We start from the raw sequence: 13,908 nt of genomic DNA, 5'->3' as shown, positions 1-13,908 counted from the left end.
AGGCATGCTAAGACGTAAACTACTATATCTATTTTTAACTGTACCGCTATACGCTTGGCTCATTAGCATGACGAAAATAGAGTTAATGGCTCTATTTTTAGGGTATGTATTCATCTTTTCCAATTTAAATCGCATTCAAGAACAGTCTATTTTAGAAATATGTCTATTTTCGATTAGTATAGAATTATTTAGTATCGTTTCGATTGTATTATTAAACGAATTATTTCTACGGATTCATTCATTTGCATTAATGAAATTTTGGAATATTATATTGCAAGCAATATGTACTTACATTGTGTTTGTTGTGTTGAAAGAAATAGTCGGAAAGCAGACAGTTTTTCAGGATAATAGAAAATGGGAGTGAATAAAAAGGAGCCGTTTGGTTCCTTTTTTGAATCTGTTGTAAAAACAATTGAAAATTATGGCATCTGTTATATAATAGTTAAAAATTGTATTTTTAATGAAAAGAGATGATAACATGGCCATATTGTTGGCACTTATCCCAATTATGATGATTTTCATTTGTTTATTTTTATTTAAACAAACGTCATTAAGGTCCTCGTTAATTTCTTATGCTGTGTCTGTTGGAATTGTTTTACTCTCGCCAATGTTTCAATTAGGGATGAGTGAAACTGTGCACGCAACGATTAAAGGATGGTTAATTTGTTTTATTGTCGGGTACGTTTTATTTTTCGGTATTTTTTTATTTCACCTCATGAACAAAATGGGGTACATCGATCAAGTAGCACGTTTTCTAGAAGCAGTTACTCAGGATCGCTTATTACAAATGCTGCTTATGTGTTTTGGCATTTGCCCGCTTATTGAATCAGTAAGTGGATTCGGTATTGGCTTTATGGTTGCAGCACCTATTTTTCTTTCACTAGGGTATAAACCATTTCAAGCTGTACTACTCTCATTCATCGGCTTACTAGCTAGTTCATGGGGCGCAATGGCAACTGGTACGATTATCGGTTCGCAGCTAATAAATATGCCTCTTACAACACTTGGCACAAATACAGCGCTATTAAGTATTCCGATGTTTGCTTACTTCGTTATTCTTTCTTTACACGTCGTTGGCGGCTGGCAAGCGGTTATAGAAAAGTGGAAAGAAGGAGTAGGGTTCTTTCTATTATTTTCTCTCGGAATCTATCTTTCTAATGCGTACGTAAGTGTTGAACTAGCCGGGATATTAAGTTCTATCGTTACGATTACCTTTGGCTTTTTTATCATTAAATTAAAAGGAAAAAGTGGGCAAAATCTTATAACAGAACATGCGGCTGCAACGGAGAGAGAAGTATCCATTATAAAAATTATTAGCCCTTATATATTTCTAACAGTTTGTATTTTACTTTCTCGCCTCGTTCCAGCATTACATGATTTGTTCAGATCATATGCGGTTCTTGATTTGAAATCATACTCTTACAAACTAGAGTTACTATATTCACCAGGATTTTGGCTCGGTATGACTTGCTTATTTACTATTATTTTCTTCCGCATCCCGTCTAATATTATTAAACAATCACTCTCACAAACGATAAAACAATGGATTCCATTTGCGATTACGACGACAATGTTTATCGCCATTTCAGAACTAATGGGTGCATCAGGCATGCATTCATTACTCGCAAAGACAGCTGGTGAAACATTTGGAACCTTTTTCGTTTTCGTTGCTCCGTTTATTGGCGCTATTGGTGGATTTTTAACAGGTAGTAACGCAGGATCAAATGCAATGTTTATAAAACTACAAATGCAAACCGCACAAAACGTAGCACTCCCGTGGCAATATGTCACAACACTTCAAAACACCGCATCATCAGTAGCGACAATTGCTTGTCCATCACGGATTACACTAGGTGCTTACTTATGTAATATCCCTTACCGTGAAAATGAACTATTAAAGAAGACGACGTTAATGATCTTTGGTGCGGTTTTGCTTGTAGTGGTAGAAGTTATTGTTTGGTATATGTTGAGAAATTAAAAATCCTCCCAACATAGGAGGATTTTTTTTATGAGTGGATAATGATTTAAATATGAATAGCTTCTACTAGATGAATAGGAGATGAAATGTATGCCCCTAAAAAACTACGGTGTGTTAAAAGGTACAGTTATACAATCAAAGATTGGAAAAGGGAAAACACCTCATTATCAAGTTCATTTACAGGGCGAGACAGGAGTAAATTATCGTATTGCAATTAACGTAAAATCGCAAAGCTATCCGTCAGAAGTTTTATATTTTGCGAGTAACAATATTAAGTCAGAGGCGATTCATATTTTACCGACATTACCATTCGGTTTTACAGAAATAAAAAACAATGAACCGAAAGTAGCTTTAGATTATGTAAGAGGAAATCTATTTGACTCAAATCAAATGATTCCTTTGCCTCCCGAAAAAGCAGGAGCAGATAATGATTTAAATGAAAAAATAGAACGTTATATAAAACGAGCAATAGAAGAAAAAGCAATTATTTACGCGTTTGGTGAAAGATGGGGACCAGAAGAAAATACACCAGATTCCTATTTTCGTTTCAAACCAGGAAACGGTATACATGATATTCATATGAATCAAGGGAATGTAGAAAAATGGCAAGGTGATGATGGCATATGGCAAGACGGAGGAATACTCATTCACTTTGAAAAGGAAGAAGAATGGATTGGTATCTTTCTTGCATTCCAATCACAGTCATGGTGTACCGATGAAGAAGGGCATGCTCGCGTTCCTGTTGAGCATTGTGATTATAAGGGGAATAATTAATAAGAAGAGGGCGTTTAAAAAGAACGCCCTCTTCTTATTTTATAAAACGAAAAACTAACAAGTGTAGAAATACAAGAGAAAAGCAGTGCTACACTAGAAAACGCAATGAGATACATATTATATTTCATAACCTGTCCAATTAGCTGGTTACTGTCGTATTGAAACAGTCCCGCGATGATGTTGAATAAAAATAAAACGATAAACATGACGATAACACCGTCTATTGATCCTTTAATGTCTGGTTTACTTAAAGCGATATGTGCGGAAATGCAAATGGCGATAAATAAAAATAACCAAAAGGAAGGATTCAATAAATTGCCGATTGTAAATAAGCTTTTCAATAATACAAACGTCGACAAGAGCATGTTTTGGATCATTTCTACATTAATAGAAGTAGAAGCAATCGTTTTTTCGAGAGTTGTATTAAATAAAAAATATGATTCTGGTACGAAATAGCGCATTAAAAGGATTAGTGCAGTAATACCAGAAATAATAGGCCCAATGCCGATGAAGAAATTCCCAATCCGTTGATACACACTTTTTTGATTGTATTGATGTTGTACGTAACCTAAAGCCCCTTGGCTTGTATCTGTCGGGAAGAACTGCGTTGCTACAATCTTATGACGGAACAGCACGCACATAATGGCATGTCCAAGTTCGTGAATAGGAACACCAATCCAAGCCGTTAATAGGAATCCTTTTCTTCCAAAAGCTCTCGACCAATACATGCGTGTGAGAGATTCTAAATAGCCTAATAGAAATCCAATTACAATGATAACGCCAATTAAAGATAATAATTGGATTACGCTTGTAAGGAGTATTTGAAAAATTGAGTTTACCAATTCCATTTTCTTTCATCCAATCTGTTAAAAATATTATTTATTCTGTTTCATAATAGCATTTTTTTTCAAGATTGCTAGCACATATATTTTCTTTCGGAAGAAGGATTTCAGAATCTTTTTCTTGTAGTCATGTTTTATGTACAAATTCATATATTGAACTTGTAACACCCTATAAGGTATATGCTTAAGGAGGGATAAGAGAATGAAATGTCCGTCATGTCATACAGAACATGCAGTAGAGGCAAAGTTTTGCGGGAATTGTGGACATTCGTTAACGGAAGAAGTAGTGGCAAGTAGTGGCAAAGAAGAAGGGCAGGAACAAGCGCGCGCGGCACAAGAAAAGGAAACGCGTCCAAATGAAACGGTAGAACAAGCGAAGCGGTTTGCGAGCGGCTATTTTCAATTTTTTAAACATGCATTACAAGCACCGACAGCGATTATGAAAAGCGGCACTATTGAAGTGCGAAATGGAATTGTAAGTCTTGTTCTTATTTGTTTTTTAGGAGCATGTATTTTTTATAGAATGATGAGTGCAGCATCAGCAGTTACGAGAACATTTGCACCAGATATATCTACTCCCACGTTTTTTGGAGAATCTATAACGGTCTTTTTCTTTTTATTAATTTTAACTTTATTTGTCGGATTTATTATTTTTGTAAGTGGTAAGATGATGAAATCATCTTTTTCGTTTCTTGAAGTATTTGGTATATGGGGAACGATAGCGACGCCGGCTATTGTCATATTAGTTCTTTCTTTTCTTTTTAGTTTTTTATTAATCTTTTTCTTACCGATATTATTATCGGTAGTTGCAACTTATATAGGGATTAGTATAACTGTAGCCGTATTAAAACTAGACAATGGCGGATTAGATCTCGTTTACACACTTATTATTGCAAATGTTTTAATTGGAATTGCAACGTTCATTGTACTTTGGTCTTACATTAGCACGATAATTCAAGCCTTAACACAGGGAATAACTGGCTTCTAATGAAAAGGTGGTTGACTGAATGAATGTATGTACAAAGTGCGGAGTTCAGTTTGAAGATGGTGTACAATTTTGTCAAAACTGCGGGATGAAGAGGGGAAGTCCTGTAGTAAAGAAGAACATGAGCAGTGGTACAAAAGTTGGCATTACACTGTTAGCACTATTTGTTATAGCGATTATTGGATTGTATTTGTACGGATCATCGTATTATACGCAGGTGGCACAAGTAGACCGGATGATTACGATTTTACAAGAGCGGGACGGAGAGAAATTAGCTGAGATCGTTACGGCAGATGATCCATCGGTTATGATAACGAGAGAGAGTGTAACGCCTCTATTTTCATATATAAAAGAAAATCCATCTTACGTAAATGAATTAAAAGAATATTTGAGACAAGGTGAAAAACAACGGGACGGAATAGAAAGAGCTGATTTTTCATTAACGAAAGACGGAAAGTATTTCTTTATATTTGATCGGTATAAATTGAAAGCGAAGACGTACTATACAACTTTGCTTACAAATGAAAAAGGCGTAGCGTTAAAAATGAACGGAAAAGAAATTGATAAGACAGATGACAAAAAGTTTGAGAAGCAATATGGGCCGTTTCTTCCAGGCAATCAAGTGTTTCAATCAGAATATAAAAATGATTATGTAAAACTATCGCGTGAGGAAAAGGTTGTACTTATGAAACAAAGCCAAAATAACGTAACGATAGATTTAACGTTGCAAGGTCAATATATTACAGTTCAAACGAACGCGCCTGGTGCAACATTGTACGTAAATCAAAAACCGGTTACAGCGCTGATAGGAGAAGAAATTACATGGGGGCCAGTAGCGACTGATGGAAGTGCGACGATTTATTTAGAACGAAATGGAGAAAGCGGACGAGAAACGACACAAGTAGAGACGGTAACGGCACTTTCGTCTTATAATCTTCCATTCCAAACCAAAAGTACAGAAAAAACAGTTGTTTATAATGTTATCCCGCCACCTACGACTGGGTATGTATATAATGGTTTCATCTTTCCTGATAGTGATATTCGAAAATTAACGAGCGCAGATTTAACATATTTATCGAAAGAGCAGTTAAAAATTGCTAGAAATGAAATATATGCAAGGCATGGACATATTTTTCAAACGAAAGATATGCAAGCGTATTTTGCAAAACAGTCTTGGTATAGAGAAAACCCTTATTTTACAGGAACGTTAACAGATATCGAAACTTATAATATTGAACTGATTAAATCAAGAGAATAGAACACATGGAAAAAGGTACAGTGCATAACTGTACCTTTTTTATGGTTTTTTATCTGAACCAGGATCCCTTGAGAAAAAGATATGAAAGAGGAATGTGACTTTACTTGCTCCTCCTGATGTACTTGCTTGCACGTCAGATAATGCGTTAGATGTTAAAACACCTTCAGAATGAGGGGGTACGACTATTTTGAGAGTATCATCTGATTCTGATGATGCAGTAACTGTTATTGTATCATCAGATAAGTTCAAAATTTTTACAGTACCGATTGGTAAGATGGACTTGCCAGCGTGTGATGCTGAAGCAAAGTGAGAGCCTTTCCAAATCGTTTGTGGAAAAGTTTCATCATTAGATAACCAAGCACGAGCACTATAAATGGTTGCGTTAATAGAAAATTCTTGATCAAGCGACAAGGCGGGTTTTGGTTCTTTCGGTTCCTCTGGAAACTGAGCGAGAAGACCAGCGCACATGTATGTTTCACCTACTTTCAATAGTTACTGTTATAGCATATTAAACATGTTGTTTATAAGACACGACAGTTACCTATTCATACATAAGTTTGTGCACCAAATTTGAAGATGAAATTCTCTTTCTTTACAATGGAAGTAGGTGTTATTTCTATAAAATATGGAAAACGTAAAGAGTATGTAAAAAAGAAGGAGTGGTAAAGTGAACTATGTCATTATTGGCGGAGATGCAGCTGGTATGAGTGCAGCGATGCAAATTGTTAGAAACGATGAAAATGCAAATGTTGTAACTTTAGAAAAAGGTGAGATTTATTCGTATGCTCAGTGTGGATTACCGTATGTCATTAGTGGTGCTATCGCTTCAACTGAAAAGTTAATCGCGCGCAACGTGAAGACGTTTCGTGAGAAATATGGAATTGATGCGAAAGTGCGTCATGAAGTAACGAAAGTAGATACGGAAAAGAAAATGGTGTACGCAGAGCATACAAAGACGAAAGATGTCTTTGAATTTTCGTACGATCGATTATTAATTGCGACCGGGGTACGTCCTGTTATGCCGGAATGGGAAGGACGGGAATTACAAGGCGTTCATCTTTTAAAAACAATTCCGGATGCTGAGCGTATATTAAAAACGCTAGAAACGAATAAAGTTGAAGATGTAACGATTATTGGCGGTGGTGCAATCGGACTAGAGATGGCAGAAACATTCGTCGAACTTGGTAAGAAAGTAAGAATGATTGAGCGAAATGATCATATCGGTACGATTTATGATGCAGATATGGCTGAATATATACATAAAGAAGCAGATAAACACAATATTGAAATTTTAACGAATGAAAATGTAAAAGCATTTAAAGGAAATGAACGAGTAGAAGCAATCGAAACGGATAAAGGTACGTATAAAGCAGATCTTGTTTTAGTGTCGGTTGGAGTGAAGCCGAATACTGATTTTCTTGAAGGGACAAATATACGTAAGAATCATAAAGGAGCAATCGAAGTAAATGCATATATGCAAACGAATGTGCAAGACGTATATGCAGCCGGTGATTGCGCAACACATTACCACGTTATAAAGGAAATTCATGATCATATCCCGCTCGGAACGACAGCCAATAAGCAAGGGCGACTTGCTGGACTGAATATGCTTGATAAACGAAGAGCTTTTAAAGGTACGTTAGGCACAGGCATTATTAAATTTATGGATTTGACACTCGCAAGAACAGGCTTAAATGAAAAAGAAGCGAAAGGGCTACACATTCCGTATAAAACGGTCAAAGTAGATTCTACAAATATGGCGGGCTATTATCCAAATGCAAAACCACTTTACTTGAAATTACTATATCGCTCCGATACGAAACAATTATTGGGCGGGCAAGTAATTGGAGAAGAAGGCGTAGATAAACGTATTGATGTGATTGCGATGGCGCTTTTCAATAAAATGAGCATTCATGATTTAGAAGACGTCGACTTAAGTTACGCACCACCATATAACAGCGTTTGGGATCCAATTCAGCAAGCGGCAAGGAGAGCAGAATAGCACTTTTTAAAGTGCTATTTTTTTACAATGAGGGAGTAAATAAAGTTTCACTTTATTTTGAATATACCGTTCCCCCTTGAAAACATAGTACGTATCGCTTATATTTTCATATAGTATTTATTTTTTAAACGAAGCAATGAACGAACCAGGGGGCGCAGTATGGCAATTAACATGAAAACAATTGAAGAATGGATTGCTGAATCAAATGCAAGACATGAAGAAGACTTTGGACACGTTGTGGAAGAAATGAAAGAAGTATGTGTCGGACTTGATAACGCGACATTAATTTATACGAAAAATGTATTTTGTTTCGGTAAAAAAGTAGAAGTCTTTTTCTTCTTTCAAGACCATGTCGTGATTGGACAAGAAAAAGACGAATATGTTGAGATTGAAAAATTAAAGTATGATGCCATTACAAATAGTAACTTAAAAACAAATGACAAAAATACTACGTTAGAATTAAAGTTTGCTAACGGACAATCTATTAATTTAGATAGTTTAAATGATAACTACGGTACGAAAAATTGGTTATTTGCTAGACAAATTAAGAGTATTTTTAAGTTAATCTAGTAAAAAAGCACGCCGTCCATCGGCGTGCTTTTAACTATGCAAAGCCCCTTTTAACCAATTCCGCGCCCGATATGCCCCGACTGGAACTTGAATAAGAGATGTTTCATTCCCAGCATCTATTCCGTACAATTGATCACATGAATTTGTATCAAAACTAAGTAAAGGATGCCCGCCCATCCCCATCGCGGTCGCTGCAAAAACGAGTTTATGAACGAGTATACCTGCTTCCATTTGATGAATACGGTACCCTCTATAGCCTAGTGCATTTGTATAATAATCTTTCTTTCCGACTACATGTAAGCAAAGTGGTACTTGAAAAAGGTTTACGTTATCCATCGTCATACTAGACTGAAGTGGGTAGCGAAGGTCTCCATATCGAATTGGTTGTATGGAATGTGTTTTACTGTTATAAGCGTAAGCTCCGTTTTCAATATTTTTCACGTTATAAAAACATCCATATAAGGAGACGCGTGCATTTTCATTTGTATACTTACCGTCAAGGTCGTTGTAATAGGGGAAGGAGAGGCTCGCTTCTTGTAGTAAAGTAGCGAGCTCGGCTGCATCCCATTTCGTTAAAATAAAGTCCGCATCAGGAGAATATCGTTTTTTACAAAGTTGTAGGAAATCATACGATAACCGTTCTACTTTCGGTAGCTGTACAGCGTACGTATTATGTTGATAGTGCTCTTCATGATGTAGCGTTTGGAAGTGTGCTGTCGATTCGATCATAGAAGCTTCATTTATTTTTGTTATCATCGGATATTCACCTACATGTTTTGAGCGAACGAAATGTTCATGTGCGAGCGGCGGAATTTGTTGCAACAACTCATGAGAAGTAACTATTTTATTTTCACGGTAATTATTGTGAAACCAATTAGTTTCTGGTTCTGTACTTAAAGGAATAACGGCATACACACTTTCTTCACCTTCTGACAATCCGAGTAAATGGTTCAGTGCACGGTCTAGAAATTGAAAGTATACGCCGTTCGTATAACCGAACTGTTTTGTACATTCTAGCAATTGTCCAATGAGAACCCCGCTATCTAATCCTTGAAGTCGATATGAAAAGTTATTGTATTTAAAGAAGTTTTTCCAAAACATAGTGGATACGAATGCAGCACCGAAACAATCATGTATATTACAGCGATTACCGAGTGCGTCTGCCAAATAAGAATCGAAATTTCCTTCGCGAAGTAAAATAAGTCGGTGATGCGCGGCGTCATAATGGTAAATGCCGTCTGGATAATCGTCAATCTTTAAATAGATATACAATTCATTCGGGTATAAGGCACCGCCTGAAGGAATGGATCTACGTAATACATTTCTCTCGCTATTTAGCTGACATAATTGTGTTACACCAAATGAATACCAAAGGTAGTGACCAATCTCATCTAAAGTAGGTGTAGTAGAAGAGTTCGATAAAGATAATGGGATTTCTAAGGAGAGCGGGATGGTAGGAACATTTCGATATAATTTATAAGGAAGCGGTGCGTCTTTCCAGTCCACCTCATGATTCGGCATAATTTCGTCAATAGAGAAATGGAGATGATGTAAAAAAGTATCTAGCTGCATGAAATCCCTCCTTTACTATGGAAACGGATGTGGATGTGGATTTAATCTTTCATTCGTTAAAGGTTCGTCTGTATATCCAAGTGTCATCGGTACGGTATATACCCGGTCCAGTCCTGTAACTCGAGTAAGATGGTGACCAAACGTCATCGGTAGCATGCCTGGAATAATAACTTTTACACAATGTAATCCATTCTTTTCTATGAGGGGAACGGTTTGATCTACAACGATTATTTCAAGATTAGATTGATGCAAACGATTTAAAAGTTGGTGGAGATCGGATGTTAAATCCATATCAAATGATTGTGATACATTCATTTCTTGGAACGTTTGCACCGGTGCATCTTCCCGTAAAAGGAAGTGAAGACGTTCTTCCGTTTCTTTCAATCCATACAGCATACTATGGTCTTCCATTTTATTAACAAAATAAGGATCTTGTAAGCATTTTTCGTAGTATTCTCTTTTGTGCTCGAGCTCATCGTCTGTTATAAGTAACATGCCTGCTATTTCTTGAATGGCGCTTTTTAAGGCTCGAATAGGATCTAAATGAGCGCCTCCTGCACAAACAACGTTCATTCCATTTTCACGCGTATTTTTTGCAATTACCCATAAGCTAGGAATGCCGTGTTCCATCGTCGCGTTAAAAGCGTGTAATTCATATCCGGTAATCGTACGTAACCGCTGAATCATTAATTGTAATTCTGTATCATTTGCTGAACTAAGATCAAGGCGGGGAAGAGGTAATTTGGCATACCAAGTGAGTAAGAAGGCATCACGCTCTACAATTTCTAAAATGCCGTGAAAAATCGCTTCTTCTAAACTACCGCCAATTGCACATCCATTTGATGTTTCATACACGAAAGCATCTCGATGACCGAGGCTATAATAAGCAATTGATTCAGGAACTAAAAGCGGTCTGTTTTGTGATAAAGAATATCCCCATACCCAGTTTTGCTCATAATCAGGATCAAACGGTTTAAATGGAAAACCATCACGATTATAATGTTCATTGGTATGTACACCGAGTGTGAGGGGATTTAGTGCATGTTCCTCTAAATCATGAAAACTACCGTGCACATTTGTTTTTTTTCCACGAGGCGACATACCGCAATATCGTTCTAAACCTTCTAAAATGGCAGTTGCTTCACTCACTGCAAATGAATGAGTTCGGCCTGCAACACCTTCATTTCCAAACATTAATGGCATGTTTATAATGACGTCAGCGAATGGTAATAAAGAATGCTGCATTTTGCCGTTCAACATACCGACCCGATAATCTAAATAGTCTCTCGTTAAAAATGTGTTTAATTCATGAATGGAACGGCAGCGATACGTTTCGGTGCTTACTTTTAAACTTGGTTGTAAAGAAACTTCCGCCGCATCCGCAGTATCATCAGGTAAATTACTACATACAGGACAGAGAGGATCTGGAAGAAAAGAATGCCGCGTACATTGTAATGTTTGTAAGTTTAGTAAAATAAGTTCATTTTCTAAAGAAGAATGGTTATGAGTTAATATTTTTTCTGTTTCTGCGCAAATAAGATGACACATTTGCAACATTCCATTTTGGGTGGCACGTACATCACGTCTCGTTACATTATCTGCTTTAAAGGCATATTTCCGCTGTAGTTCCCACATTTCTTTTTGATCAAAGCCAGCGATAAAACGGCGTCCATCAGAACAATGGGAACATCCGGGCGTAAGAGGATGAATGTAAGGACCGATAATACCTTCGCCAAATGAAGTAAAACCACGAAGCCATGGAATATGATTTGACCGAAAAATTAGCTCAGCGTCATGATGAATAGTAGAAGGAGATCCGTCATGTAATACGAGAGCGAGATAAATATTTTCAGGAAGTTCTTCTGTAAGGGTATGCTGACGAATGATGGAATATTGTTTGCATAATTGATCATGTACATAGTCTGCAAGAAGGCCATCTCCTATAAGCAATATATTTTGAATCATAAACCGTCCTCCTTTGCAATTAATACCCCATACACACCGTCTAGGTTTTCTTTCAAAAATGGTTCGATTGCTAAATCGAACACGAAGGGATAAAAATTATGTTCTTCTAAATGCTGTAAGGCAAGCTGTAAAGATTGCACACTTGGAATTTCTTCTTCCGCTTGTATTTCCACTCTAAAAGAATCCGTGTCATATAAAATAATAGAGGATTCAGGCAAGATATTAGCTCTGTAAGGAATTTCTTCATTTTGAACGTGAAAGAGTGATAGTTGTAGTGCGTTTCGTAACGCTAACGTCATATTAATATTAGATGCACCGTACCATCTATCATTTATACCAACCCAAACGACGGGAAAACTGAGAATCTCTTCACTCATTGCGATTTTAGGTGTTTCATGGATTGTAGAGAGAGCATCGTAATAAAATTTACAATGTTTATCTTGAATATCAGTTAAATCAACAGTTGTAAGTTCCTCTAGCATATGTGACTGCCGCTCATACAGTTTATTGTTTAAATGTTGTTGTAGTGCCCGGTAAAATCCTTCTGTCATCGTTTCTCCAGCACCGATACCGATATCGTTATGTTCAGGAATAAGGCGGTGAATGATTTCTGCGACATATGTTTCAATTCCTGTTAAACCAGCTTCTCGGCGTGCTTCATTATGAGTTAATCCACTGCGAGTCATAAGAGGCAGAAGGGGAGCTGGGCCATCTGATAATGGATTGGCTACTTGAATATAGCATTGTGATAACGGTAATTGATATGAATCTTGTTCATCCCATACATGGAATATACCGGTTTCTTTAGAAGTTAATGAGTCGAAAAAGCGGAATATATCAGTTGAAGTATGTTGGCCATACCGATGCTCAAGTTTTTCAGAAAGATTTTCTATCGTATCAATTGTAAAACTTTCATCAGTTGCAAGAGGGTGTTTTATAAAAGGATGCCACGTTCCTTCAAGTGTTTCATAGTTTAATAAAAAGAATTGTGATTCTTTTTCACGATATGAATCATCCGCGACATGTTTAAACAATTCAAAAACGATTACATTTGCTAACATGGCAGATGTAATTGGTGAGAAGGAATCCGATGAATTTTCATTTTGCAAAGTCGTTTCATGTAGCCGATGCCATGCGGATTCCCAGCATTCATCACGATTTTCTGTTACGACAGGTCCAGCTATACCGAGTGTTGATAAACAAATAGCTGGTATGAAATTCTTTTTCGTTTCTCTACAAATAGTGTGAACTGTTTTTAAACCGTCGATGTCTCCGTTTTGAGAAACATATAAAATCCAATCAAAAGGTTCGAATACTTCATGCAAGGGACGGTCAATTGTAGTATCGATTTCTTGAAGGAGTACACTGTTATCAACTTCATATGCACGTTCTATTAGCTCATGTATTCTGTCATAGTTTGTTTCATCCCGATCTGTAACGAGGTAATGAAATGTAGGTAAACCAGATTCTAATAAAGAAGAAACTAAGGAAGTGAGCATATCCCCAGAACCAAGTACAAGGACATTTGTTCCGCGGTACGTTTCGAATTTTAAAGCACCTGAATGAGAATCGGCTTCTAAAAATTCAATTTGCGAAGCATATCTGTCGAGTAATGTACTGTTTAATTCATGAGGTGCATCTTGATTTGCATCACGAACGAAACCATTTTCATATAAAATCTCTCCAATTTCAAATACACGGTTTTGATAGGGGAGAGGGAGGCCATCGGTTATTTCGGCTAAAGAATAATTCCCGTTAAACATTGGCATTAATTTTTCAATCCAATCATAAATTCCATCACCGTCCATACGAAATGAACTGGCGTTATTTCGAAAATAGACACCCCCGTTTGAATCGGGGAGGAAGAAAGTATCCTTATTTACTTTAAGTTTTGCATGAATTGGAAGGTTATTCATTTTAATCCTCCTTACGTTTAGGCATACATTATTACCTTATGTCATG

12 protein-coding genes are annotated in these 13,908 nt (G+C 36.8%); 7 read left to right on the top strand and 5 right to left on the bottom strand.

Annotated elements, in window-relative coordinates; translation table 11 throughout:
- Nucleotides 1–4 precede the first annotated feature (4 nt).
- The 3 genes from AU379_RS21090 to AU379_RS21080 all read left to right on the top strand — a co-directional run bounded on the left by AU379_RS21090 (nt 5) and on the right by AU379_RS21080 (nt 2,752).
- Nucleotides 5–364: a DUF4029 domain-containing protein gene (locus AU379_RS21090; protein ID WP_000946130.1), complete on the top strand. Its 360-nt coding sequence runs from the start codon at nt 5–7 to the stop codon at nt 362–364.
- Between the two features lie 114 nt (nt 365–478).
- Entirely contained in the window at nt 479–1,978 is a 1,500-nt protein-coding gene (locus tag AU379_RS21085) for an L-lactate permease (protein ID WP_061139691.1), read from the top strand.
- A 90-nt stretch (nt 1,979–2,068) separates the two neighbouring features.
- The gene (locus AU379_RS21080; protein ID WP_001128614.1) at nt 2,069–2,752 is read left to right on the top strand and encodes a YukJ family protein; all 684 of its coding nucleotides are present in this window, start codon (nt 2,069–2,071) and stop codon (nt 2,750–2,752) included.
- A gap of 14 nt (nt 2,753–2,766) precedes the next feature.
- Here AU379_RS21080 and AU379_RS21075 read toward each other — a convergent pair whose 3' ends face one another.
- The gene (locus tag AU379_RS21075; protein WP_000424529.1) at nt 2,767–3,600 is read right to left on the bottom strand and encodes a hypothetical protein; all 834 of its coding nucleotides are present in this window, start codon (nt 3,598–3,600) and stop codon (nt 2,767–2,769) included.
- 196 nt (nt 3,601–3,796) lie between these two features.
- On the opposite strand from AU379_RS21075, the gene AU379_RS21070 reads away from it, so the two are divergent.
- On the top strand, nt 3,797–4,582 hold the full coding sequence (locus AU379_RS21070) for a zinc-ribbon domain-containing protein (RefSeq protein ID WP_000650084.1): 786 nt from the start codon (nt 3,797–3,799) through the stop codon (nt 4,580–4,582).
- A 19-nt stretch (nt 4,583–4,601) separates the two neighbouring features.
- On the top strand, nt 4,602–5,837 hold the full coding sequence (locus AU379_RS21065; protein WP_016513130.1) for a YARHG domain-containing protein: 1,236 nt from the start codon (nt 4,602–4,604) through the stop codon (nt 5,835–5,837).
- A 39-nt stretch (nt 5,838–5,876) separates the two neighbouring features.
- Here the strand turns inward: AU379_RS21065 and AU379_RS21060 are convergent, their stop codons facing one another.
- Nucleotides 5,877–6,305: a hypothetical protein gene (locus tag AU379_RS21060; RefSeq protein WP_000332398.1), complete on the bottom strand. Its 429-nt coding sequence runs from the start codon at nt 6,303–6,305 to the stop codon at nt 5,877–5,879.
- A 199-nt stretch (nt 6,306–6,504) separates the two neighbouring features.
- On the opposite strand from AU379_RS21060, the gene AU379_RS21055 reads away from it, so the two are divergent.
- Both AU379_RS21055 and AU379_RS21050 read left to right on the top strand, forming a co-directional pair.
- On the top strand, nt 6,505–7,839 hold the full coding sequence (locus AU379_RS21055) for a CoA-disulfide reductase (protein WP_001110239.1): 1,335 nt from the start codon (nt 6,505–6,507) through the stop codon (nt 7,837–7,839).
- A 159-nt stretch (nt 7,840–7,998) separates the two neighbouring features.
- Nucleotides 7,999–8,409, top strand: coding sequence for a DUF3908 family protein (locus tag AU379_RS21050; protein ID WP_000996782.1), 411 nt, complete (start codon nt 7,999–8,001; stop codon nt 8,407–8,409).
- A 30-nt stretch (nt 8,410–8,439) separates the two neighbouring features.
- On the opposite strand, the gene AU379_RS21045 is transcribed toward AU379_RS21050, so the two are convergent.
- Genes AU379_RS21045 through AU379_RS21035 form a run of 3 tightly spaced genes read right to left on the bottom strand, consistent with a single transcriptional unit; the run spans nt 8,440 to nt 13,862 of the window.
- The gene (locus AU379_RS21045) at nt 8,440–9,981 is read right to left on the bottom strand and encodes a SagB family peptide dehydrogenase (RefSeq protein ID WP_001175540.1); all 1,542 of its coding nucleotides are present in this window, start codon (nt 9,979–9,981) and stop codon (nt 8,440–8,442) included.
- A gap of 15 nt (nt 9,982–9,996) precedes the next feature.
- Nucleotides 9,997–11,946, bottom strand: a complete 1,950-nt coding sequence (locus AU379_RS21040; protein WP_061139690.1) for a TOMM precursor leader peptide-binding protein — start codon at nt 11,944–11,946, stop codon at nt 9,997–9,999.
- Nucleotides 11,943–13,862: a putative thiazole-containing bacteriocin maturation protein gene (locus tag AU379_RS21035; protein ID WP_061139689.1), complete on the bottom strand. Its 1,920-nt coding sequence runs from the start codon at nt 13,860–13,862 to the stop codon at nt 11,943–11,945. Before AU379_RS21035 ends, AU379_RS21040 begins: the two co-directional genes overlap by 4 nt.
- Nucleotides 13,863–13,908 lie beyond the last annotated feature (46 nt).

Origin of the sequence: Bacillus sp. JH7, assembly GCF_001563515.1 — a bacterium.
GTDB lineage: Bacteria > Bacillota > Bacilli > Bacillales > Bacillaceae_G > Bacillus_A > Bacillus_A cereus.
The sequence above is the reverse complement of the archived record's forward strand: the minus strand, read 5'-3'. Positions and strand labels throughout refer to the sequence as shown.